Here is a 24,956-nt window from a genome sequence, read left to right on the forward strand (position 1 = left end):
CGTAGGCTAGTCCGCATGAGTGAAACTCCCACGCCCCCCGTCACCGCCGTGATCCTGGTGGCCGCCGGCTCCGGGCAACGGCTTGGCTACGGCATGCCCAAGGCGGCAGTGCCGCTGGGCGGCGAACCTATCCTGATGCACGCCCTCCGCGGCATCGTCGCGTCCGGGGTCAGCAGCCAGGTGTGCATCGCCCTGCCCGCCGGCGACACTGGCCTGCGGCAGTTATGCGAGGACTTCCGGGTAGAACTGGCCGACGGCGGACCCCTCCTATCCATTGTCGACGGCGGCGCCACCCGGGCCGATTCCGTCCGGGCGGGCATTGCAGCCCTTATGGACGGCATCGACGCCGTGCTGGTGCACGACGCCGCCCGGGCCCTGACCCCGGAATCGGTTTTCCACCGGGTGGTGAACGCGCTGGCCGCCGGAGCCGAGGCCGTTATTCCCACCGTCGCTGTGGTGGACACGGTCAAAACCGTTGCTGCCACTACCGGGGAAGACAGCGCGCTGGCGCCGGAGGTTGTTACCGGGACCGCGCACCGCGAAGACCTGCGTGCCGTCCAGACGCCGCAGGGCTTCCAGCTCAACACCCTCCTGAAGGCGCATGAAGCGGCCCGGACCCTGGACCAGCAGCAGTCCTCCGCCGTAACTGATGACGCGATGCTCGTGGAGATGCTTGGTACCCCGGTCCATGCCGTCCGGGGCTCCACCCAGTCGTTGAAGATCACTACTCCGCTGGATCTGATCCTCGCCGAGGGACTTTTGGAAGGGCCCCTGGGCGCCCGTTGGGTGGAGGGCTGACTGTGGCTGGCGTCAACATGGTCCTGCCCCGCACAGGGATTGGCATCGACGTGCATGCGTACGCCCCGCAGGACGTGCCGCGCCCGCTGTGGCTCGGCGGGCTCCTGTGGGAAGGCGAGCGTGGCCTTGCCGGGCACTCGGACGGTGACCCGGTGGCCCACGCCGCGGCGGACGCCCTTTTTTCAGCCGCCGGGATCGGTGACCTCGGCACGCACTTCGGCACCAGCCGTCCCGAGTTCGCCGGCGCATCCGGAGTCACCCTCCTTGCGGAAGCAGCCAGGATCGTTCGGGCCGCCGGGTTCGAAATTGGCAACGTCGCAGTCCAGTTCGTTGCCAACCGGCCCAAATTCAGTCCCCGCCGTGAAGAATCCCAACAGGTTCTCAGTCAAGCCGCAGGGGCGCCGATCAGCGTTACGGCAACCACCAGCGACGGCCTGGGGTTCACAGGGCGCGGAGAAGGCATCTCCGCCGTGGCCACAGCCCTCGTGTATCCGAGGCCTTCCACCGCCATCGGCTAATCTGGAGCGGTGACCCTGCGCTTCTATGACACTGCCTCCGCCGAAGTCCGGAACTTCGTGCCCCTCGTCGAGGGCAAGGCCAGCCTTTACTACTGCGGGGCCACGGTGCAGGGCATGCCCCACGTTGGCCACATCCGCTCAGCCATCGCATTCGACCAGCTCACGCGCTGGCTGACCTACCGGGGCTTCCGGGTCACAGTGGTCAGGAACGTCACCGACATCGATGACAAGATCCTCGCCAAGTCGGAGGCATCCTTCGCGCCGGAGTTCACGCCTGAGGCCGGTGAAGTCAGCCAGGAAGAGTGGTGGGCGCTGGCCTACCGCTACGAACAGGAGTTCCTGAAGGCGTACGACGCCCTGGGCGTCTCCCGGCCCACCTACGAGCCCCGTGCCACCGGCCACGTACCGGAGATGCATGCGCTGATCCAGCAACTGATTGACCGCGGCCACGCCTACCCGGCCTTGGATGAGTCCGGCGATGTGTACTTTGACGTCCGCTCCTGGAGCAAATACGGTTCCCTGACGCGGCAGAACATCGACGACATGCAGGCAGCCACCGATGCCGACCCGCGGGGGAAGAAGGATCCGCGCGACTTCGCGCTGTGGAAGGGCTCGAAAGACGGTGAACCGGCCACCGCGAGCTGGGCGTCCCCGTGGGGTGCCGGCCGCCCGGGCTGGCACCTTGAGTGCTCCGCCATGGTCACCAAATACCTGGGCACTGAATTCGATATCCACGGCGGAGGCCTGGACCTGAGGTTCCCGCACCACGAAAACGAGCTGGCCCAGTCCCAGGCTGCAGGCCATGCGTTCGCCAACTTCTGGATGCACAACGGCATGGTCACGTACCAGGGCGAAAAGATGTCCAAGTCCGTCGGGAACACCATCAGCCCGGCCGAGATGCTGGAACTGGCCCCGCCCCGGGTAGTCCGCTACTACCTTGGCCAGGCACATTACCGCTCCATCCTGGACTACCGGCCCACGTCGCTGCAGGAGGCTGCCGCCGCCGTCGAACGCATTGACGGTTTCCTCGCCAAGGCCTCAGCCCGTTTCGGCAACGATTTCGCCCCTGCCGACGGCAACTTCGGCTCATCCACGGACGCTGTGCGCACATTCTCGGAGGCAATGGACGACGACCTCAATGTCCCGCGTGCGCTGGCGGCGCTCCATGAGACGGTCCGCGCCGGGAACACAGCCCTCGCCGACGGTGACGACGACGCCGGCCGTCACGCGCTGAGCGCAGTCATGGTGATGACCGAGGTCCTTGGGCTCAACGCCGTCGCAGGCACGGGCGAGGGCAGCAGCAAGGAAGCAGCCGCCCTCGACGTCCTTGTCCAGTCGCAGCTGGCAGCCCGTGCCGCGGCACGGGCCGAGAAAAACTGGGCCGCGTCCGACGCCATCCGCGACACCTTGGCCGCCGCCGGCGTCATCGTGGAGGACGGTCCGGACGGCGCGACCTGGAGCCTGAAGCGGGACTGAGGGGTAAATACCCGTCGCCCATTCCGCCCGGGTCGGGCGATTTTACTTGATTCAGTAGACTGGTAGGCAGACTTAGTCAACACAATCAAGGGTGGAACACAATGGCCAACAATGGTCGCCGATCGGTTAAAGCGAAGAAGGGTCCAACCATCGGAACCGGTGGTCACGGCCGAAAGGCCCTCGAAGGCAAGGGCCCCACGCCCAAGGCAGAGGACCGCCCGTACCACAAGGCGCACAAATCCAAGCAGCTCGCAGAGCGCTCGGCGGCCAAGCGCGGCACGGGTGCCCGCAGTGCCGGCGCCGCCAAGTCCGGCCCCAAGGGGCGGGCCACTGAAGAAGTGGTCACCGGCCGGAACTCCGTGGTTGAGGCCCTCCGCGCGGGAATTCCCGCCAAAGCCCTGCACGTCGCCATCCGTATCGAAATGGATGACCGGGTCAAGGAATCCCTGAAGATCGCCGCGGAGCGCGGCATCCCGCTGCTGGAGACCGGCAAACCCGAACTGGACCGGATGACTGACGACGCCATCCACCAGGGCCTGGTCCTGCAGATTCCGCCCTACGAGTACCAGGACGCCTACGACCTTGCCGAGGAGACGGTGGCGAAGTGGAAAAAGGGCCACGTCCCCAATGCACCGCTCTTTGTTGCCCTCGACGGCATCACCGACCCCCGGAACCTCGGTGCCATCATCCGGTCCGTGTCCGCCTTCAGCGGCCACGGCGTGATCGTCCCCGAGCGCCGCTCCGTGGGCGTCACCGCCTCCGCCTGGAAAACCAGCGCAGGAGCGGCGGTCCGCGTACCGGTCGCACGCGCGTCCAACCTCAACAGTGCGCTGAAGCAGTTCAAGAACATGGGCATCTTTGTCCTCGGCCTGGACGGGGACGGTGACGTCTCACTGCCCGACCTCACCCTCGCCGCCGAACCCGTGTGCATCGTGGTGGGCTCGGAAGGCAAGGGCCTAAGCCGCCTGGTCCGGGAGAACTGCGACCAGATCGTTTCGATCCCCATCGACTCCGCAATGGAATCCCTGAACGCCTCCATGGCAGTGGGTATCTCGCTGTACGAGGTCTCCCGCCAGCGCGCGGCAAAGTAACCCGACGCAGTAACCACAATCCGTAGGGCCTGCCTGGGCGCCAGTATGACGCGCAGGCAGGCGATGTGCCCTTGGCGGCTAATATTTTAGGTGATGGTCATGCCGCTCTTCGACACTGCTTCCACCACGGACGCCTCAACGGCTCTTCCACTCGGTGTGACTGTCCCGCGCGCGGATTTGGCGGCGGCCGGTCCAGCCGGAAACGGAATCCGCCCGGGTGCGCGGGCCAATGTGGCCTGCTACGCCCCCGGCGTGCGGAACCTGGAAATCGTCTATATTCCCCCGGGCGGTGACTGGCGCGTCCAGGCACTGCCCAACGTAAGCGACGGCGTTCATCACGGAATTGTGGACAACCTGCCGTACGGTTCCCGCTACGGGTTCCGGGCAGCATCAGCCGAACAGTCCCTGCCGCTTGCCATGCCCACCCGGGATATTGACGACGACAGCGGGCAGCCGCTGCTGCTGGACCCCTACGGGCGTGCAGTCGACCAGCGGGACGGGTTCCTGACCAGCGTCCGGATGGCCAGCGACTTTGACTGGGGATCGGACGGCAGGCTCCGCCTTGAGTGGCGCGACACCATCATCTACGAGGCCCATGTCCGCGGCCAAAGTATGCTCCACCCCGACGTGCCCGAGGAAATCCGCGGCACCTACGCCGGCCTGGCGCACCCGGCCATTGTTGAACACCTCAAAAGCCTCGGAATCACCGCCGTTCAGCTGCTGCCCGTGCACTTCCACCTGGATGAACCGCACCTGCAGGACCTGGGACTGACCAACTACTGGGGATACAACACCGCAGCCTTTTTCGCACCGCACCCCGGCTATGCCACCAAGGCAGCCCAGGAAGCAGGCCCCCAGGCGGTCCAGGACGAGTTCAAGGGAATGGTCAAGGCACTCCACGCCGCAGGCCTCGAGGTCATCCTTGACGTCGTATACAACCACACCGCTGAAGGCGGGCCGGACGGGGAGACCCTGAGCTTCCGCGGGCTGGGGGAGGACACGTACTACCGGACGGACGGGAACGGCAAATACGAAGACACCACGGGCTGCGGCAACAGCCTGAACTTTGCGGAACCACGGGTGGTCCAGCTGGTGGTGGACTCACTGCGCCACTGGGTGGACGAGTTCCACATTGACGGCTTCCGGTTCGACCTTGCCGTGACGCTCTGCCGGAATGCGGCCAATGAGTTCGATCCCCGGCATCCGTTCCTCGTCGCCATCGCGGCGGATCCCGTCCTGTCCGGCGTCAAGCTGATCGCCGAACCCTGGGATATTGGCTACGGCGGCTGGCAGACCGGACGCTTCCCGGCCGGCTGGGCGGACTGGAACGACCACTTCCGTGACGCCGTGCGCTCATTCTGGCTGGCGGACCGGGCTTCCATCGAATCAGGCGGGCAGGGCGGATCGGTGGCCAAGCTCGCGGACGTGATGTCCGGTTCCGCAGCCCTTTTTGCGGCGTCCGGCCGCTCCCGGCTCGCGTCGGTCAACTACATCACCGCCCATGACGGCTTTACCCTGAACGACCTCGTCTCCTACGACCGGAAACACAACGAGGCCAACGGCGAGCAGAACCGCGACGGCCACGGTGATAACCGCAGCTACAACCACGGCTTTGAAGGCCCCACCGAGGACGGCGACATCCTCGCCCAGCGCGCCCAGTCCCGCCGCAACCTCATGGCCACGCTGTTGATTTCCCTCGGCGTGCCCATGATCACCGCCGGGGACGAACTGGCGCGGACCCAGCAGGGCAACAACAACGCGTACTGCCAGGACAACGCCATCGCGTGGCTGGACTGGACCAGGACGCCGGAGTCCCACGAAATGCTTCGCAGCACTAAACGGTACATCCGCCTGCGCAAGGAGTTCCTGGCCGCACAGCCCCATGACTTTCCTGTCCAGGATGGGCAGTCCTACCTGTACTGGTTCGACCACGCCGGGCAGCCCATGTCCATGGAACGCTGGAACGATCCCCAGCACCGCGTCATGCAACTCCTGCTGGGTTCCGACGACGGCACGTTAGCCGGCCTGGTGGTGGTGAACGGCACCAACTCCGATGTGCAGATCACGCTGCCCCGCATTAGCGCGAAGGGCACCCGGCACACCATGTTCGAGCTGCGGCTGACAACATCTCCGCTGCACGAGCTCCGCCAAGGTAGCATGGTGGCCCCCGGGGAGAAGGACCTCCTGGAGGCCAACTCCATCAATATCTACCGCAGCTGATCACCGGGGAATAACGCAATGCGCAACCGCAATGTCCTGCCCCTGGTGCTGACGGTGCTCGTGGTACTGGGGCTGCTCGCGTTCGGCGGCACCGGAATCCTAGGCCAGCTGACGGACAGTACGACGCCGGAGGGCGCGTCGAGTGCCTCGCCGGCGGCGGGTGCCGCCACAGGACCCTCCGCCCAGGGTTCCCCCGCTGCAGGCTCCGGTCAGGGACATACCGCACGCAAACCCCAGGCGCAGGAGAACCCTTCCCGGCTGCCGGAGGTGCGGGAGTCTGAATTGCCGGCTGAAGGCCGCCGCACGCTCGCCCTCATCCGCGCCGGGGGACCTTACAGTTACCGCCAGGACGACGAGACCTTCGGGAACTTCGAGCGGATCCTGCCTCGGCGGGACAGGGGCTACTACCGCGAATACACGGTGCCAACACCGGGGGAATCAGACCGGGGAGCCCGGCGCATCGTGGCCGGCCACGGCGGCGAGAAGTACTACACAGATGACCACTACGGGACGTTTCGATTCATAGTAGAAGGCAGCTAGGCAACCATGAAGATTTACTCCGGAGACACCTGGACCCTGGAAGAACTGCAGGAACAGGTAGCTGACGCCGGACGCCGCAGCCTGGTGGTTCCCGCCGCTGACAGCAAGAAGGCAGTCCTGGAAACCTTCGGGGAGGTCCTCAACTTCCCCGAACACTACGGCGTGAACCTGGATGCCCTCAACGATTCCCTGCATGACTTCGCGGACAGCATCACGGACAACGGCAACCCGCCGGTCACCGTGTTGTGGCAGGTAGCGGCGCCTTTCCGCGGCGACCGGTCCTTCGGAGTCATCTGCGAAATCCTCCAGGACGCCGAGCGCTACGCCGGCAAGGACCTCGCCGTCACAGCCGTCATGCTCTAAGCACGTTCTTCCTGCCCGGCATATGTCTCCAGCAGGTCCAGGGCCCGGCCGCCGCCCTCCTCCTCGGCAAGGGCCTTGCGCATGCTGTCTGCCTTCTCGCGGCCTCCCGGGAAGGGCGGCAGGAGGGGAACCTCGGGGTCGGTCAGCACTTCGATCACCACAGGCCGGTCGGCCGCGAACGCCCGCTCCCAGGCATCGCCCAGAAGCTCGGGATCGTCCACCCGGATGCCCGTGAGGCCCAGCAGTTCGGCGTAACCCGCGAACGGGAAGTCCGGGAGCTCCTGGCTGTCCCGGAATCGCGGCTCGCCCTCGGACTCGCGCTGCTCCCACGTCACTTCGGTGAGCTCCCGGTTGTTGAAGACGCAAACGACGAACCGGGGGTCCTGCCACTGCCGCCAGCGGTGGGCCACTGTCACCAATTCGGCTATCCCTGCCATCTGCATGGCACCATCCCCGGACAGCGCCACCAAGGGCCGGTCGGGGTGGGCAAGCTTGGCCGCAATGCCGTACGGGATGGAGCAGCCCATGCTTGCCAGCGTGCCTGAAAGGTGGGCCGGCACGCCCCGCGGAAGGATCAGTTGGCGGGCGTACCAGTAAACGCAACTGCCGACGTCGATACTCACCTGGGCGTTGGCCGGAAGCCTGCCGTTGAGCTCCCGCACCACCCTTTCCGGGTTGACGGGCATGGCAGGCACTGCGGCCCGTTCTTCGGCCAGTGCCCGCCAGCGCGTGACTTCCTGCTCGACGTCGGCCCGCCACTGCCCGGGCGGCCGCTGGTTGAGCCGCGAACCAAGGGCCTGCAGGGCCGTTGCCGCGTCGCCGGCAAGCCCCACTTCCACAGGGTAGCGGTTGCCGATCTTCCGCTCGTCGATATCAATTTGTACAGCCCGTGCCGCTCCGGGCGGTGGATAGAACTCGGTCCACGGATCGTTCGAGCCGACAATCAGCAGCGCATCGCAGTTGCCCAGCAGATGGGCGCTGGCGGTGGTGCCCAGGTGTCCCATGGTGCCCACGGCGAACGGCAGGGTTTCGTCCACGTACGGCTTTCCGAGGAGGCTCGTGGCGATCCCCGCGCCCAGCTGTTCGGCCACGGCCACTACTTCTGCGGCCGCATGCCGGGCGCCCTGGCCCACGAGAAGCGCAACCCTCTGCGCATTGTTGAGGATCGCAGCGGCAGCGTTCAGGTCCTCACCGCGGGGCGACTTCGCGGACGTGCTCCAGGACGGCGCGGTGACCACGATGCCATGTTCCTGTTCCAGCTGCGGTGCGGGCGCGGACTGGATGTCGTGCGGCAGGATCACCACGCACGGCGAAGAGGTGGCCCTGGCGGTGCGGAAGGCGCGGTCCAGGACCATGGGAAGCTGCTCCGGGGCGTTGACCTGCTGCACGAACTGGGCTGCAACGTCCTTGAACAGGACGGTCAGCTCGATTTCCTGCATGTAGGCCGAGCCCAGCACGGTACGGCTTTGCTGCCCCACGATCGCCACCACGGGCACGCCGTCGAGCTTGGCGTCGTAGAGGCCGTTGAGGAGGTGGACGGCGCCCGGTCCCTGCGTGGACGTCACCACTCCCACGCCGCCGGTGTACTTCGCGTGCCCGACCGCCATGAATGCAGCGGTTTCCTCGTGCCGTGCCTGCACGAAGTCAACCCGGCCCTCCGCCCGGCGGAGGGCGCCCATAAACCCGTTGATCCCGTCTCCGCTGTACCCGAACACGCGGTTGACGCCCCACGTTTCGAGCCGCTCCACGATCAGGTCTGCCACGGTCCGGTCGTTCATGGGATCCTCCTGCAATGGGTTCTGTCCCTGTCTGTTAGGCGTTGACGATCAGGCCCAGCTCAGCCTTCGAGGCCAGTGCGTCGTGCCGGGGCAGCACCCGGACGGTGTATCCGAAGGACCCGGAACGGTCGATCACCAGCGAACCGCTGAACAGGTGCCGGCCGCTGCCCAGGTCTTCCTGGACCTTCAGTTCCATCACCGTGATGTCCGCGAGGGTGTCGCTTTCCTCCGCCCTGCCGTAGGCCACCTCCACGCTGACGTCCTCCGGGGTGAGAGTGGTCAGTGCCACGTAGGCGTTCACCTGGAGCGTGTCGCCGATTTGCGGGTCCTCGGAGACCCCCACGGAGTCCACGTGTTCCACATGCACCTGGGGCCAGGCGGCGCGGACCTTCGCCGTCCAGGCCGCCAAAGTGCGGGCCTGGGAATAGGAGTTGGCGCCGGCGTTCCTGCCGGCCTCCGCAGCGGGACGGTAGAGGATGTTTACGTAGTCGCGCAGCATGCGCTCGGCGGAAACGGCCGGGCCAAGGTGCGAGAGGGTGTGTTTGATCATCGACACCCAGTGGGTGGGCACCTTCTCCGTGCCCGACGTCGACGGCCCCGCAGCACCTGCGGCTTCGGACACCGTGATGCCGTAGAAACGCGGGGCAACCTGCGTCTCAAGCAGCTCGTAGAGCGCGGCGGCTTCGATATCGTCGCGTTCCTCCGGCGATGCGTCATTGTTGGCCGTGGGAATCGCCCAGCCGTTTTCGCCGTCGTACATCTCATCCCACCAGCCGTCCAGGACTGAAAGGTTCAGCGAACCGTTGAGCGCGGCCTTCATGCCGGACGTTCCGCAGGCCTCAAGCGGCCGGAGCGGGTTGTTCAGCCAGACGTCGCAGCCCGGGAACAGCGTCCGTGCCATCCCGATGTCGTAATTGGGCAGGAAGGCGATGCGGTGCCGGACCTCCGGGTCATCGGTGAAGGTGACCAGGTCCTGGATCATCTTCTTCCCCGCGTCATCGGCGGGGTGGGACTTGCCGGCAATCACCAGCTGGATGGGATGTTCCTTGTGCAGGAGGAGTGCCTTGAGCCGTTCCGGCTCGCGCAGCATCAGGGTGAGGCGCTTGTAGGTGGGGACGCGGCGGGCGAACCCGATGGTGAGTATGTCCGGGTCCAGCACGTTGTCCGTCCAGCCCAGCTCGGCGTCGGCCGCGCCGCGTTGCTTCCATGCGGCACGGAGCCGGCGGCGGACGTCCTCAACCAGCGCGACCCGCATCTCGCGCCGCAGCGCCCACACGTCGGTGTCGCTGACGTTGTAGGCAAGGTCCCACCGGCCCAGCGCTTCAGCTTCGCTGCCGAACTGGTCCCGGGCCAGCTTTGAAATCCGGCTGTCCACCCAGGTGGGCACGTGCACGCCGTTGGTCACGGAGGTGATCGGCACTTCCGAGTGGTCGAAGCCGGGCCAGAGCGCGGAAAACATCCCGCGGGACACTTCGCCGTGCAGCTTGGCCACACCGTTGGCCCGCTGCGCCAGCCGCAGGCCCATCACTGCCATGTTGAAGACGGACGGGGTGCCGTTCGCGTAATTTTCGCGGCCCAGCTCCAGGATCCGGTCCACGGGCACAGCCGGTGCAAGCCCCGCCTGGAAGAAGTGGTGGATCTGTGAGATTTCAAACCTGTCGATGCCGGCTGGTACCGGGGTGTGCGTGGTGAAAACAGTGGAGGCGCGGCCGGCAGCCAACGCTTCGTCGAAGGTCAGTGCCTCGTCCCCGGCCATCAGTTCCTGGATGCGCTCGATGCCCAGGAAACCGGCATGGCCCTCGTTGGTGTGGAACACTTCCGGAGCGCGGGTCCCGGTGAGCTTCTGGAAGGCGCGCAGCGCCTTGACCCCGCCCATGCCCAGCAGCAGTTCCTGCTGGAGCCGGTGGTCGCCGCCGCCGCCGTAGAGGCGGTCCGTGATGCTGCGGGCGGCTTCGTCGTTGCCCGGAACATTCGAGTCCAGGAGCAGCAGGGGGACGCGTCCGACGTCGGCACGCCAGATGTGTGCCAACAGCCGGCGGTTGTTGGGAAGTGGCAGGGAGATCTGCACCGGCTGGCCGTTGCCGTCGCCGGAAGGCTCGCGGAGGAGGGTGAGCGGCAGGCCGTCGGGATCCAGGACCGGGTAGGTTTCCTGCTGCCAGGCGTCCCGGGACAGTGACTGCTTGAAGTATCCGGCCTGGTACAGCAGGCCGACGCCGATCAGGGGCACGCCCAGGTCCGAGGCAGCCTTGAGGTGGTCACCGGCCAGGATGCCCAGGCCGCCGGAGTACTGGGGGAGGACTTCGGTGATGCCGAATTCGGGGGAGAAGTAGGCAATCGACGCCGGCGCGTCCGGGCCCAGGCTCTGGTACCAGCGGGGCTGCTCAAGGTACCGGTCGAGGTCCTCCTCGGCGGCGCGGACACGGTCCACCACGGACTGGTCTGCAGCAAGCTGCTGGAACTCCTCACGGCTTACCAAGCCCAGGAAACCCACGGGATCCTCACCGCTTTCCACCCAAAGCCGCGGGTTCAGCCCGGCGAAGAGCTCCCGGGTGGGGCGGTGCCAGGACCAGCGCAAATTAGTCGCCAGCCGGGCCAGCGGCCGGATTGGTTCGGGGAGGACTGTACGGACCGTAAATCTGCGGATTGCCTTCACCTGCGTCACACTAACGGACAACATGCGCGGCTGGAACCAGCTTTGGGTTTCTTTTGCGTAAATGACAGTTGGGGCGGAGGAAATGACACAGGCCGCAACGAAAATAGTGCGCAGGCTTAGCATTCCTGGCCATTTCTCGCTAACGTCGAGGCTGTGACGACTAACTCAGGAACCATTGCCGCATCAAAGGAAAAGCCGCAGGGCCGCATCACGGAAGGCCTGCGGTTCGGACGTTTCCCCATCACGGCTGTGCAGCCGGTGGTGGAGGGTGGAAAATTCCCCGCCAAGGCCCTGCCGGGCGAGGGAATCGTGGTGGGGGCCACCGCCTTCCGGGAGGGGCACGACCAGCTCGGGGTCAGTGCCGTGCTCCTGGATCCGGCCGGCCAGGAACGCCAGCGCGTCAGGCTCACGCCGCCCCGCGGGGAACGCGGCATGGGGACCGACCGCTGGGAAGGCGTCCTCACGCCGTCGGACACTGGCAACTGGTCCTTTGTCATCGAAGCCTGGCACGACCGCTACGGCACGTGGCACCACAACGCAGAGGTGAAGGTGGAAGCCGGCATCGACGTCGAGCTGATGCTCGCCGAGGGTGCCGCCCTGCTGGCTGAAGCGGCCGACGACGACTCCCGCAGCGAGTGGGACAGGGGCGTCCTCCGGGATGCCGCCAATAAGCTGGCTGACCCCTCCCTCAGCACGGAGGAGCGCCTCGGGGCCGGATTCAGCCACGCGGTGACCGGCGTTGTCGCGCACCAGCCGATCCGCGAACTGGTCACGGTATCAGAGCAGTACCCGCTGCTGGTTGAGCGGGACCTGGCCGGCCGGGGCGCCTGGTATGAGTTCTTCCCCCGCTCCGAAGGCGCAGTCAAGGATCACAACACGGGCACCTGGACCTCCGGAAACTTCCGCACCGCCGCGCAACGGCTCGACGCTGTTGCCGCCATGGGCTTTGACGTCATCTATATGCCGCCCATCCATCCCATCGGCGTCCAGCACCGCAAGGGGCCCAACAACACACTCATCGCGGGCCCGAACGATCCCGGCTCGCCCTGGGCCATCGGCGCGAAGGAGGGCGGCCACGACGCCATCCACCCCGACCTCGGGACGTTTGAGGACTTTGACGCCTTTGTGGCGCGGGCCAATGAACTCGGCCTGGAAGTCGCCCTGGACCTGGCACTGCAGGCCGCCCCGGACCATCCGTGGGTTGAGTCGCATCCCGAGTGGTTCACCACCCGGGTGGACGGCAGTATTGCCTACGCGGAAAACCCGCCCAAGAAGTACCAGGACATTTATCCGCTCAATTTCGATAATGACCCGGAGGGGCTCTCCAACGAAATTCTCCGCATAGTCCTGCTCTGGGTCAGCCACGGCGTAAAGATATTCCGCGTTGATAACCCGCACACCAAACCTGTGTGGTTCTGGGAGTGGCTTATTGCCCAGGTTAATAAGGAGGTTCCGGGAGTTGTGTTCCTCGCCGAGGCCTTCACCCGCCCCGCCATGATGCACGCGCTGGGCCGCGCCGGATTCCAGCAGTCCTACACGTACTTCACGTGGCGCAACACCAAGAAGGAAATCGAACAGTACTTCAACGAGGTCAGCCACGAGTCTTCGGCCTTCTTCAGGCCAAACTTCTTTGTGAACACCCCGGACATCCTCACGGAATACCTCCAGTTCGGCGGCCCGGCAGCGTTCAAGATCAGGGCAGCCCTGGCGTCCACGGCAAGCCCGTTGTGGGGTGTCTATGCGGGGTATGAGCTGTACGAGCACGTTGCCCGGCCGGGGGCCGAGGAGTACATCGACAACGAGAAGTTCGAGTACAAGGCACGGGACTGGGATGCGGCCGCCCAGTCAGGACGGACACTTGCTCCGTACATCACCAGGCTGAACGAGGTGCGCCACAGCCACCCGGCGCTGCAGGACCTGCAGAACCTGACGGTGCACCACAGCACTGACGACTCCACAGTTGTGTACTCCAAGCACAAGACCCTCCCCGACGGATCCAAGGACACCATTATCGTGGTGGTCAACCTGGATCCCCACGTCACCAAGGAATGCAGTGTGTCGCTGGACCTCGCAGTGCTCGAGCTGGCCGCTGAGGACCTCACAGCAAATGGCGGCTTCCACGTGGACGACCTCATTTCCGGTGAAAGCTGGGAATGGGGCGAATACAACTACGTTCGGCTTGATCCGCACGTGGAGCCTGCGCACATCCTCAGCGTGAGGAGAATGCATCAGTGAGTTTTAATCCGCAAAGTTCGGGCCAGCATTTCACGCCGAAGAGCACCTTCGAACTGAATGCGCCGGGCCTGCAGCACGATCCGCTGTGGTACCGGAAGGCAGTTTTCTACGAGGTCCTCGTCAGGGCTTTTGCGGATGCCAACGGTGACGGTTCCGGGGATTTCTCGGGCCTCATCGACAGGCTTGACTACCTGCAGTGGCTGGGCGTGGACTGTCTCTGGCTGCCGCCGTTCTTCCAGTCGCCGCTGCGTGACGGGGGTTACGACATCTCCGATTACAACTCAGTTCTGGACGAGTTCGGCACCATCACCGACTTCAAGCGGCTGGTTGCTGAAGCGCACGCCAGGGGAGTGCGGGTCATCATCGACCTGCCCCTGAACCACACCTCCGACCAGCACCCCTGGTTCCAGGAATCGCGGAAGGACCCGGACGGACCGTTCGGCGACTTCTACGTGTGGAGCGACACGGACGAAAAGTACCAGGACGCCCGCATCATCTTCGTGGACACCGAGGAATCGAACTGGACCTTTGACCCCATCCGCCGGCAGTTCTTCTGGCATCGGTTCTTCAGCCACCAGCCGGACCTGAACTTCGAGAACCCCAAGGTCATCGACGCACTCTTTGACGTGGTCCGGTTCTGGCTGGACCAGGGCATCGACGGGTTCCGGGCCGACGCCATCCCCTACCTCTTTGAGGAAGAAGGGACCAACTGCGAGAACCTGCCCGCCACCCATGAGTTCCTCCGCAGGCTCCGCGCCATGGTGGACGAGAGCTACCCCGGACGGGTCATCATCGCCGAGGCGAACCAGCCGCCCAACGAGGTGGTGGAGTATTTCGGAACGGAAGCGGAACCCGAGTGCCACATGGCGTTCCACTTCCCGATCATGCCGCGCCTGTACTACGCGCTCCGGGACCAGAAGGCCGCACCCATCATCGAGACGATGCAGGACACGCCGGACATTCCCGACGGCGCCCAGTGGGGCACCTTCCTGCGGAACCACGACGAGCTGACTCTCGAAATGGTTACCGCCGATGAGCGCGCAGCCATGCTCGGCTGGTACGCGCCGGACCCCCGCATGCGTGCCAACATCGGCATCCGGCGCCGGCTCGCGCCCCTGCTGGACAACTCGCGGGCAGAAATCGAACTGATCAACGCCCTGCTGCTCTCGCTTCCAGGCAGTCCATTCCTGTACTACGGGGACGAGATCGGCATGGGGGACAACATCTGGCTTGAAGACCGGGACGCCGTCCGGACGCCCATGCAGTGGAACCCGGACCGGAACGCAGGCTTCTCCAACGCGGACCCGGGCAAGCTCTACCTGCCGGTCATCCAGTCACTGGTCTACAACTACAACATGGCAAACGTTGAGGCTGAAGCCGCCCACTCAGGCTCCCTGCTTCGCTGGACACGGCAGATCCTCAGCGTCCGAAAGAACCACCCGGCTTTCGGCCTGGGCACCTTCAAGCACGTCGCGGCCGACCATGACGCCGTGCTGGCCTACCTCCGGGAGTTGCCCAGCGGCAACTCCGCCGGTGTGGACGGCGAATCCATTCTGTGTGCCTTCAACCTCTCGCAGCACCCAGTGGCCGCAAGGCTCCGTATCCCCGATTACGGCGGACGCGGCCTTCGTGATGTATTTGGCGGCCAGCCATTTCCTGGCATCAACGAGGACGGGACGCTGACGCTGACTCTGGGCAGCCACGATTTCTTCTGGCTGAGGATCCGGTCGGCAGCGTCCAATCCTTCGTCCCCCTATACGCAGGCAATGCCGATCCTCTCGATTGAGAACTGACATGAACCAGCCCATCCTTACCCCCGCCCTTACCTCGTTGCTTCAGGAATGGCTTCCAAGGCAGCGTTGGTTTCCCATAAAGACGCCCGGCTTTGAGCTGTCCCAGGCCGGCAGCCTGGGGCTGGAGGATCCCTCCGGCCACGCAGGGCTCGAAGTGTTCCTGCTGAAGGTGACCACCAGGGGAGCCGACGGCGGCCGCCGCACGGCCGTTGTCCAGGTCCCCTTGAGTTTCCGGCCCGCGCCCGCGGCGGGCATGGAGCGCGCGCTGGTCGGGGAGGCCGCCGGGATGGATCCGACCAAGCCATGGGTTTATGACGCCGTGCACGATCCGGACTTCGTTGGCGGCTGGCTTGAGCTGATGCGCAGCGAGGACAAGGCGCCCAGCGGCACCGCTACCGGGTTCCGCGCCCCGGGTAACCACCGCCTTCCCACTGCCCGTGGCGTGGTGAAGGTCCTGTCGGGGGAGCAGTCCAACAGTTCAGTAATCGTGGACGACGGCGAATCGGCCGCCATCGTGAAGTTCTTCCGCGTCCTGTCCGAGGGGACCAACCCGGAGGTTGAGGTGGGTGCTGCCCTCACGTCGGCGGGCACCACTGAAGTTCCGGCGACCCTTGGCTGGGTGCGCGGCGAATGGCTGGCGCACGGCATGCCTTCCTCCGACGGACCGGGCTCCGGCTCCCGGTACGTCCAGGGGGAGCTGGCGGTGGCGCATGAGTTCCTGGCCGGCGGGCGCGACGCCTGGCGCCTTGCTGTTGACGCGGCAAGGTCCGGAACGGACTTTACGGCCGAGGCGCGGGCACTGGGTGCCGCCACCGCCACGGTCCATCGCCGCCTCGCAGAAGCACTGGGGCAATCAGCGGAGGCTGAACCCGGCAAGGTGATTGCCCCTGCCGTAGCCCAGCGCGTCCGGCAGGCCTGGGCGGAAGCCGCCTCCGCCGTCGGCCCCTACGATGACGCACTGGACGACCTCCTGCACGGGCTCGACGGCGTGGCAGCCGGTCCGCTCCAGCGGATCCACGGCGACCTCCACCTTGGCCAGATCCTCCAGGTCCCCGGAGAGGCCGGAAACCCGCCACGCTGGGCGATCCTCGACTTCGAAGGTGAACCACTGCGTCCCATCGCAGAGCGAAACGTTCCCGATGTTCCCCTGCGCGACGTCGTGGGCATGCTGCGGTCCTTCGACTACGCGGCAGGAGCGGCGCAGCGCGAACAGGAAGGCGCCCAAGTGCCGGCCACTTGGGTTGATGACTGCGCCGAGGCCTTCCTTGCCGGATACGCCGGCGTCACTCCCGGCACTGTGGACAGGGACTCGCCCCTGTTTGTGGCATTGTGGCTGGACAAGGCACTGTACGAAGTAGTTTATGAAATGCGCAACAGGCCGGACTGGCTGGCGATCCCTGTGAACGCCGCCAGACGGCTCCTCAGCGGTAACGGCGCCGGCGACCAGGCCGGGGCAGCATCGGAAGGTAACGAAATGACAGGCTCAGCACGAACGGACCGTCCGGGGGTGCCGCTGTATGTGGATGCGGGCATCCTGGGCAGGATCGCGAACGGTGAACACCACGCACCCCATTCCATCCTGGGCGCGCACCTGGACGACTATGGGCACGTGACCATCCGTACCGTGAAGCACCTGGCGGAAGCCGTGACGGTCATCACCGCGGCCGGCGAAATCCCGATGGAACATGAAGCCCACGGCGTGTGGGTTGCCGTTCTGGAGCCGCTGCAGCAGGGGCACGTCCCGGACTACCGCCTGGCCGTAACCTACCCGGGTGCTGAACCAGTCACCGTAGACGAGCCCTACCGCTACCTGCCCACCGTGGGTGAAGTTGACCTGCACCTCATCGGCGAAGGCCGGCACGAGAAGCTTTGGGAAGTCCTGGGCGCCCACGTCCAGCACTACAAGTCGTCCCTGGGGGACGTGGACGGTGTGTCCTTCGCTGTCTGGGCCCCCAACGCACAGGCTGTCCGCGTTATCGGCGACTTCAACGCCTGGGACGGACGCGAAAACTCGCTCCGCTCCCTTGGCTCCTCCGGCGTGTGGGAGATTTTCGTTCCCGGGGTTGCAGTCGGTGCGTGCTACAAATTCCAAATCCGCACCAAGGCCGGCCACTGGGTCGAGAAGGCTGACCCGCTGGCCTTCGGCACCGAGGTTCCCCCGCTGACGGCGTCGAGGGTGGTTGAGCCCTCGTACGCTTTCAAGGACGACGAATGGATGGAGGCCCGGGCCCAGCGGGATCCGCACAACTCGGCCATGAGCGTCTATGAAGTCCACCTCGGATCATGGAAGCTTGGCCTCGGCTACCGGGAACTGGCCAAGGAACTGGTGGACTACGTCAAGTGGCTTGGCTTCACCCACGTGGAATTCATGCCGGTGGCGGAGCATCCCTTCGGCGGATCGTGGGGTTACCAGGTCACGTCGTACTTCGCCCCCACCTCCCGGTTCGGCCACCCGGACGAATTCCGGTACCTGGTGGACGCACTCCACCAGGCCGGCATCGGGGTCCTGCTGGACTGGGTGCCTGCGCACTTCCCCAAGGACGCCTGGGCCCTGGCCCAGTTCGACGGCGAGCCCCTGTACGAACACGCCGATCCCGCCCTGGGTGAGCACCCTGACTGGGGCACGCTGATCTTCGACTTCGGCCGCACCGAGGTCCGCAATTTCCTCGTGGCCAATGCCCTGTACTGGCTGGACGAGTTCCACATTGACGGTCTGCGCGTGGACGCCGTCGCTTCTATGCTGTACCTGGACTACTCCCGCGACGAGGGGCAGTGGCGGCCCAACCGCTTCGGCGGCCGGGAAAACCTTGAAGCCATCTCCTTCCTGCAGGAAGTCAACGCCACGGTGTACAAGACGCACCCCGGGGCTGTCATGATCGCCGAAGAATCCACCGCCTTCCCCGGCGTTACGGGTCCCACCAGCCACGGCGGCCTCGGCTTTGGCCTCAAGTGGAACATGGGCTGGATGCACGATTCGCTCAAGTACGCGTCCGAGGACCCGGTGAACCGCAGGTGGCACCACGGCACCGTCACCTTTTCCCTGGTCTACGCCTTCACGGAAAACTTCCTGCTCCCCATCAGCCACGATGAGGTAGTCCACGGCAAGGGCTCCATGCTCCGCAAGATGCCGGGCGACCGCTGGCAGCAGCTGGCCAACCTCCGTGCGTTCCTGGCATACCAGTGGGCCCACCCGGGCAAGCAGCTCATCTTCATGGGTACCGAATTCGGCCAGGAAGCGGAATGGTCCGAGCAGCACGGTCTGGACTGGTGGCTCGCGGACATTCCGGCCCACAAGGGACTGCAGCTGCTGACCAAGGACCTCAACGAGCTGTACGCCTCCACCCCTGCGCTGTACAGCCGGGACAACGAGCCCGGCGGCTTCCAGTGGATCAACGGGGGAGACGCCGAGCGGAACGTGCTGTCGTTCATCCGCTGGGACAAGGAGGGCAACCCCCTGGTCTGTGCCATCAACTTCTCGGGAGCGCCGCATGCCGGCTACACCCTCGGAGTACCTGAGCCAGGTGCGTGGACAGAGGTATTGAACACCGATGCCACCACCTATGGCGGATCAGGTGTGCTGAACGCCGGTGAGCTGAAGGCGACGGATGAGGGGCAGGACGGGCAGCCCGCCACCTTGAGCGTTACCCTGCCGCCGCTCGGTGCTGCTTACTTCAAGCCGGGATCAGCATCGTCCGCCTGATTCCTGCCTGAACCTTTCGGAAGGCCCGGAATCCTTGTGGTTCCGGGCCTTTCCGCTGATCTGGCCGCCCGCCGGGAGCGGCCTCAGGGCCCCGGTTGGCTATCTCCGGAGAGTGGTGGTAGAGTTAATTTCCGCGCTGCTCCACAGAGTCAGACGGAAAAACCGACAACCAAAGCCTCGAGCTGAAGAACGTCGCGGACGCCGGTTTGACAAGTGAGAAGTCAGCGGGTAAGTTTGAAAAGTTGCTCCGGAGCGATCCTGAACCGTGTGGTTGGGTGGTGCCGGGTGTGTCTGTTGTTTGAGAACTCAATAGTGTGCCAAGTTTGTTGATACCGATTTGTTTTATGAATTGGTTGAATTTGCCGGGCTGCCCGCCCCTGTGGGTGGTCTGGTTTTGACAGCTGGTTTCAAATTTTTGCTGCCTGGTTGCCGCGTTTTCCCGTGGTTTCTTGGTGGTTTCTGTTTTTGTTTTACTTCAACGGAGAGTTTGATCCTGGCTCAGGATGAACGCTGGCGGCGTGCTTAACACATGCAAGTCGAACGATGATCCGGTGCTTGCACCGGGGATTAGTGGCGAACGGGTGAGTAACACGTGAGTAACCTGCCCTTAACTCTGGGATAAGCCTGGGAAACTGGGTCTAATACCGGATATGACTCCTCATCGCATGGTGGGGGGTGGAAAGCTTTTTGTGGTTTTGGATGGACTCGCGGCCTATCAGCTTGTTGGTGAGGTAATGGCTTACCAAGGCGACGACGGGTAGCCGGCCTGAGAGGGTGACCGGCCACACTGGGACTGAGACACGGCCCAGACTCCTACGGGAGGCAGCAGTGGGGAATATTGCACAATGGGCGCAAGCCTGATGCAGCGACGCCGCGTGAGGGATGACGGCCTTCGGGTTGTAAACCTCTTTCAGTAGGGAAGAAGCGAAAGTGACGGTACCTGCAGAAGAAGCGCCGGCTAACTACGTGCCAGCAGCCGCGGTAATACGTAGGGCGCAAGCGTTATCCGGAATTATTGGGCGTAAAGAGCTCGTAGGCGGTTTGTCGCGTCTGCCGTGAAAGTCCGGGGCTCAACTCCGGATCTGCGGTGGGTACGGGCAGACTAGAGTGATGTAGGGGAGACTGGAATTCCTGGTGTAGCGGTGAAATGCGCAGATATCAGGAGGAACACCGATGGCGAAGGCAGGTCTCTGGGCATTAACTGACGCTGAGGAGCGAAAGCATGGGGAGCGAACAGGATTAGATACCCTGGTAGTCCATGCCGTAAACGTTGGGCACTAGGTGTGGGGGACATTCCACGTTTTCCGCGCCGTAGCTAACGCATTAAGTGCCCCGCCTGGGGAGTACGGCCGCAAGGCTAAAACTCAAAGGAATTGACGGGGGCCCGCACAAGCGGCGGAGCATGCGGATTAATTCGATGCAACGCGAAGAACCTTACCAAGGCTTGACATGAACCGGTAAGACCTGGAAACAGGTCCCCCGCTTGCGGTCGGTTTACAGGTGGTGCATGGTTGTCGTCAGCTCGTGTCGTGAGATGTTGGGTTAAGTCCCGCAACGAGCGCAACCCTCGTTCTATGTTGCCAGCACGTGATGGTGGGGACTCATAGGAGACTGCCGGGGTCAACTCGGAGGAAGGTGGGGACGACGTCAAATCATCATGCCCCTTATGTCTTGGGCTTCACGCATGCTACAATGGCCGGTACAAAGGGTTGCGATACTGTGAGGTGGAGCTAATCCCAAAAAGCCGGTCTCAGTTCGGATTGGGGTCTGCAACTCGACCCCATGAAGTCGGAGTCGCTAGTAATCGCAGATCAGCAACGCTGCGGTGAATACGTTCCCGGGCCTTGTACACACCGCCCGTCAAGTCACGAAAGTTGGTAACACCCGAAGCCGGTGGCCTAACCCCTTGTGGGAGGGAGCTGTCGAAGGTGGGACTGGCGATTGGGACTAAGTCGTAACAAGGTAGCCGTACCGGAAGGTGCGGCTGGATCACCTCCTTTCTAAGGAGCACCTACAAAGACGCCGGCTCATGTATGTGAGTGTGGTGGGTTTGTCAGGAGTAAATGCCCGTTGCGCAGACGATTGTTCTGCGGCGGGTGCTCATGGGTGGAATATCAACAAATAGCGGTCGCCTGGATTTTTTCCTGGTCTAGTACGGATGCTTTAGGTGTCCTGGAACGGTCGGGGGGTTTGATGGGTGGTTTAGTGTTTGGCACACTGTTGGGTCCTGAGGCAACAGGGCTGTGGACTGGTCCCTTTGTGGGGGCTGGTTTGCGGGTTTGTTTGTTTCTGGTTTCCTGGCTGCACCGATCATGCGCGTTGACCTCTCTTTTGTGGGGTTGTGTGTGGGGTGTGTGGTTTGGGGTTGTTGTTTGAGAACTACATAGTGGACGCGAGCATCTTTTATAAGAAGCAATTTCCAAGAATATGAACCTGGATCTGGCTGCGCGTGATGATGGCTTCCTTTGGGGAGTGGTTGTTGGGTGTGGTTGGTTTTCGTGGTTCTCTCGAAAATTAGCGTTTTTGATCTTTTGTGGTCAAGTTTTTAAGAGCACACGGTGGATGCCTTGGCATTAGGAGCCGAAGAAGGACGTAGGAATCTGCGATAAGCCTGGGGGAGTCGATAACCGGACTGTGATCCCAGGGTGTCCGAATGGGGAAACCCCGCCAGACGCGCGAGTGATCTGGTGACCCGCATCTGAACACATAGGGTGCGTGGAGGGAACGCGGGGAAGTGAAACATCTCAGTACCCGCAGGAAGAGAAAACAATAGTGATTCCGTTAGTAGTGGCGAGCGAACGCGGATCAGGCTAAACCGTTCCATGTGTGATAGCCGGCGGGCGTTGCATGGTCGGGGTTGTGGGACTTTCCGTTCTGTCTCTGCCGGGACAGTGGGGTGTGATGTGCAGGCATAGGTGAACGGTCTTGAAAGGCCGGCCAGAGAGGGTGTGAGCCCCGTAACCGTAATGTTGTGTACCGCCTGGAGAGTATCCCAAGTAGCACGGGGCCCGAGAAATCCCGTGTGAATCTGTCAGGACCACCTGATAAGCCTAAATACTCCCTAATGACCGATAGCGGACCAGTACCGTGAGGGAAAGGTGAAAAGTACCCCGGGAGGGGAGTGAAACAGTACCTGAAACCGTGTGCTTACAATCCGTCGGAGCAGCCTTGTAGTTGTGACGGCGTGCCTTTTGAAGAATGAGCCTGCGAGTTAGTGTTACGTCGCGAGGTTAACCCGTGTGGGGAAGCCGTAGCGAAAGCGAGTCTGAATAGGGCGTTGCAGTGGCGTGATCTAGACCCGAAGCGAAGTGATCTACCCATGGCCAGGTTGAAGCGACGGTAAGACGTCGTGGAGGACCGAACCCACTTCAGTTGAAAATGGAGGGGATGAGCTGTGGGTAGGGGTGAAAGGCCAATCAAACTTCGTGATAGCTGGTTCTCCCCGAAATGCATTTAGGTGCAGCGTTGCGTGTTTCTTACCGGAGGTAGAGCTACTGGATGGCTAATGGGCCCTACAAGGTTACTGACGTCAGCCAAACTCCGAATGCCGGTAAGTGAGAGCGCAGCAGTGAGACTGTGGGGGATAAGCTTCATAGTCGAGAGGGAAACAGCCCAGACCACCAACTAAGGCCCCTAAGCGTGTGCTAAGTGGGAAAGGATGTGGAGTTGCGAAGACAACCAGGAGGTTGGCTTAGAAGCAGCCATCCTTAAAAGAGTGCGTAATAGCTCACTGGTCAAGTGATTCCGCGCCGACAATGTAGCGGGGCTCAAGTACACCGCCGAAGTTGTGGCATTCAGATTTTAGCTAAGCCCTTGTGGTTCAGGCGTCTGGATGGGTAGGGGAGCGTCGTGTGGGCAGTGAAGTCGCGGTGTAAACCAGCGGTGGAGCCTACACGAGTGAGAATGCAGGCATGAGTAGCGAAAGACGGGTGAGAAACCCGTCCGCCGAATGATCAAGGGTTCCAGGGTCAAGCTAATCTGCCCTGGGTAAGTCGGGACCTAAGGCGAGGCCGACAGGCGTAGTCGATGGACAACGGGTTGATATTCCCGTACCGGCGAAAAACCGCCCATGCTGAACAGGGGATACTAACTGCCCGAGACCTGCCTGACACCCCTTGTGGGTGAAGGGTTTTGGTGGAGCGCAGGACCTGATCCTGGGAGGCAAGCGTATTAACAGGTGTGACGCAGGAAGGTAGCCAAGCCGGGCGATGGTTGTCCCGGTCTAAGGATGTAGGGCGAACGGTAGGCAAATCCGCTGTTCATGATGCCTGAGATCTGATGGGACCCCCGTTTGGGGGGATTTGGTGATCCTATGCTGCCGAGAAAAGCATCGACGCGAGGTTTTAGCCGCCCGTACCCCAAACCGACACAGGTGATCAGGTAGAGAATACTAAGGCGATCGAGAGAATTATGGTTAAGGAACTCGGCAAAATGCCCCCGTAACTTCGGGAGAAGGGGGGCCCCAACCTTGATGGACACACGCTGTCCGGAGGGGATCGGGGCCGCAGAGACCAGGGGGAAGCGACTGTTTACTAAAAACACAGGTCCGTGCGAAGTCGCAAGACGATGTATACGGACTGACTCCTGCCCGGTGCTGGAAGGTTAAGAGGACCGGTTAGCCGCAAGGCGAAGCTGAGAATTTAAGCCCCAGTAAACGGCGGTGGTAACTATAACCATCCTAAGGTAGCGAAATTCCTTGTCGGGTAAGTTCCGACCTGCACGAATGGAGTAACGACTTCCCCGCTGTCTCAACCATAAACTCGGCGAAATTGCAGTACGAGTAAAGATGCTCGTTACGCGCAGCAGGACGGAAAGACCCCGAGACCTTTACTATAGTTTGGTATTGGTGTTCGGAGTGGCTTGTGTAGGATAGGTGGGAGACGTTGAAGCCCGGACGCCAGTTCGGGTGGAGTCATCGTTGAAATACCACTCTGGTCACTTTGGACATCTAACTTCGGCCCGTAATCCGGGTCAGGGACAGTGCCTGATGGGTAGTTTAACTGGGGCGGTTGCCTCCTAAAAAGTAACGGAGGCGCCCAAAGGTTCCCTCAGCCTGGTTGGCAATCAGGTGTCGAGTGTAAGTGCACAAGGGAGCTTGACTGTGAGAGAGACATCTCGAGCAGGGACGAAAGTCGGGACTAGTGATCCGGCGGTACATTGTGGAATGGCCGTCGCTCAACGGATAAAAGGTACCTCGGGGATAACAGGCTGATCTTGCCCAAGAGTCCATATCGACGGCATGGTTTGGCACCTCGATGTCGGCTCGTCGCATCCTGGGGCTGGAGTAGGTCCCAAGGGTTGGGCTGTTCGCCCATTAAAGCGGTACGCGAGCTGGGTTTAGAACGTCGTGAGACAGTTCGGTCCCTATCCGCTGCGCGCGCAGGAAATTTGAGAAGGGCTGTCCTTAGTACGAGAGGACCGGGACGGACGAACCTCTGGTGTGTCAGTTGTACTGCCAAGTGCACCGCTGATTAGCTACGTTCGGATGGGATAACCGCTGAAAGCATCTAAGCGGGAAGCTCGCTTCAAGATGAGATTTCCATACACCTCGTGTGTGAGAGGCCCCCAGCCAGACCACTGGGTTGATAGGCCGGATGTGGAAGCGAGGACTAACGACTCGTGAAGCTGACCGGTACTAATAGGCCGATAACTTACACCACACACCCTCTTCGTGAACGGATTCAAAAGACGTTCACACCATGAAGCAGGGTAAAAAGATAAATAAGACTGCTTGCGTCCACTATGTGGTTCCCAAACAACAAACCAAACCGGTTCGTTGCCCACGGAACAA

Annotated in this window: 12 protein-coding genes and 2 rRNA genes; 12 read left to right on the plus strand and 2 right to left on the minus strand. The window is 63.1% G+C overall.

What is annotated here, in order from left to right; all coding sequences use genetic code 11:
- Positions 1-15: 15 nt before the first annotated feature.
- The 7 genes from ispD to M1D93_RS04610 all read left to right on the plus strand — a co-directional run bounded on the left by ispD (position 16) and on the right by M1D93_RS04610 (position 7,006).
- Positions 16-798: a 2-C-methyl-D-erythritol 4-phosphate cytidylyltransferase gene (gene ispD, locus M1D93_RS04580; protein ID WP_461173987.1), complete on the plus strand. Its 783-nt coding sequence runs from the start codon at positions 16-18 to the stop codon at positions 796-798.
- 17 nt (positions 799-815) lie between these two features.
- Complete coding sequence (gene ispF / locus M1D93_RS04585) at positions 816-1,316, plus strand: 2-C-methyl-D-erythritol 2,4-cyclodiphosphate synthase (RefSeq protein ID WP_461174925.1); 501 nt, start codon at positions 816-818, stop codon at positions 1,314-1,316.
- Positions 1,317-1,325: 9 nt separating this feature from the next.
- Positions 1,326-2,792, plus strand: a complete 1,467-nt coding sequence (gene cysS, locus M1D93_RS04590) for a cysteine--tRNA ligase (protein ID WP_461173988.1) — start codon at positions 1,326-1,328, stop codon at positions 2,790-2,792.
- A 101-nt stretch (positions 2,793-2,893) separates the two neighbouring features.
- Entirely contained in the window at positions 2,894-3,883 is a 990-nt protein-coding gene (rlmB, locus tag M1D93_RS04595; protein ID WP_461173989.1) for a 23S rRNA (guanosine(2251)-2'-O)-methyltransferase RlmB, read from the plus strand.
- A 93-nt stretch (positions 3,884-3,976) separates the two neighbouring features.
- Positions 3,977-6,103: a glycogen debranching protein GlgX gene (glgX, locus tag M1D93_RS04600; protein WP_461173990.1), complete on the plus strand. Its 2,127-nt coding sequence runs from the start codon at positions 3,977-3,979 to the stop codon at positions 6,101-6,103.
- Positions 6,104-6,121: 18 nt separating this feature from the next.
- Positions 6,122-6,643 (plus strand): guanyl-specific ribonuclease, encoded by a 522-nt coding sequence (locus M1D93_RS04605; RefSeq protein ID WP_461173991.1) that lies wholly within the window; start codon positions 6,122-6,124, stop codon positions 6,641-6,643.
- Positions 6,644-6,649: 6 nt separating this feature from the next.
- Positions 6,650-7,006, plus strand: coding sequence for a barstar family protein (locus tag M1D93_RS04610; protein ID WP_461173992.1), 357 nt, complete (start codon positions 6,650-6,652; stop codon positions 7,004-7,006).
- Here the strand turns inward: M1D93_RS04610 and M1D93_RS04615 are convergent.
- Both M1D93_RS04615 and glgP read right to left on the minus strand, forming a co-directional pair.
- Complete coding sequence (locus M1D93_RS04615) at positions 7,003-8,784, minus strand: thiamine pyrophosphate-requiring protein (protein WP_461173993.1); 1,782 nt, start codon at positions 8,782-8,784, stop codon at positions 7,003-7,005. The genes M1D93_RS04610 and M1D93_RS04615 overlap by 4 nt on opposite strands.
- Before the next feature lie 34 nt (positions 8,785-8,818).
- A complete protein-coding gene (gene glgP, locus M1D93_RS04620; RefSeq protein WP_461173994.1) occupies positions 8,819-11,437 on the minus strand; it encodes an alpha-glucan family phosphorylase in 2,619 nt (872 codons plus the stop codon).
- 153 nt (positions 11,438-11,590) lie between these two features.
- On the opposite strand from glgP, the gene M1D93_RS04625 reads away from it, so the two are divergent.
- The 5 genes from M1D93_RS04625 to M1D93_RS04645 all read left to right on the plus strand — a co-directional run bounded on the left by M1D93_RS04625 (position 11,591) and on the right by M1D93_RS04645 (position 24,825).
- On the plus strand, positions 11,591-13,672 hold the full coding sequence (locus M1D93_RS04625; protein WP_461173995.1) for an alpha-1,4-glucan--maltose-1-phosphate maltosyltransferase: 2,082 nt from the start codon (positions 11,591-11,593) through the stop codon (positions 13,670-13,672).
- Positions 13,669-15,465 carry a maltose alpha-D-glucosyltransferase gene (treS, locus tag M1D93_RS04630; RefSeq protein WP_461173996.1) on the plus strand — a complete coding sequence of 599 codons (1,797 nt, stop codon included), beginning with the start codon at positions 13,669-13,671 and terminating at the stop codon, positions 15,463-15,465. The genes M1D93_RS04625 and treS overlap by 4 nt, the downstream gene beginning before the upstream one ends.
- 1 nt (position 15,466) lies before the next feature.
- Positions 15,467-19,165, plus strand: a complete 3,699-nt coding sequence (locus M1D93_RS04635) for a 1,4-alpha-glucan branching enzyme (protein ID WP_461173997.1) — start codon at positions 15,467-15,469, stop codon at positions 19,163-19,165.
- A gap of 475 nt (positions 19,166-19,640) precedes the next feature.
- Positions 19,641-21,165 (plus strand): 16S ribosomal RNA (locus M1D93_RS04640).
- A gap of 535 nt (positions 21,166-21,700) precedes the next feature.
- A 23S ribosomal RNA gene (locus M1D93_RS04645) occupies positions 21,701-24,825 on the plus strand.
- The 16S and 23S rRNA genes sit together here, the layout of an rRNA operon.
- Positions 24,826-24,956: the final 131 nt, after the last annotated feature.

It is taken from the genome of Arthrobacter sp. Z1-9, from assembly GCF_054792695.1.

Bases quoted from the DNA above. Each gene is read 5' to 3' on its own strand.
- ispD (WP_461173987.1), top strand. From the start codon at position 16: ATGAGTGAAACTCCCACGCCCCCCGTCACCGCCGTGATCCTGGTGGCC.
- ispF (WP_461174925.1), top strand. From the start codon at position 816: ATGGTCCTGCCCCGCACAGGGATTGGCATCGACGTGCATGCGTACGCC.
- glgX (WP_461173990.1), top strand. From the start codon at position 3,977: ATGGTCATGCCGCTCTTCGACACTGCTTCCACCACGGACGCCTCAACG.
- M1D93_RS04610 (WP_461173992.1), top strand. From the start codon at position 6,650: ATGAAGATTTACTCCGGAGACACCTGGACCCTGGAAGAACTGCAGGAA.
- M1D93_RS04605 (WP_461173991.1), top strand. From the start codon at position 6,122: ATGCGCAACCGCAATGTCCTGCCCCTGGTGCTGACGGTGCTCGTGGTA.
- M1D93_RS04615 (WP_461173993.1), bottom strand. From the start codon at position 8,784: ATGAACGACCGGACCGTGGCAGACCTGATCGTGGAGCGGCTCGAAACG.
- M1D93_RS04635 (WP_461173997.1), top strand. From the start codon at position 15,467: ATGAACCAGCCCATCCTTACCCCCGCCCTTACCTCGTTGCTTCAGGAA.
- rlmB (WP_461173989.1), top strand. From the start codon at position 2,894: ATGGCCAACAATGGTCGCCGATCGGTTAAAGCGAAGAAGGGTCCAACC.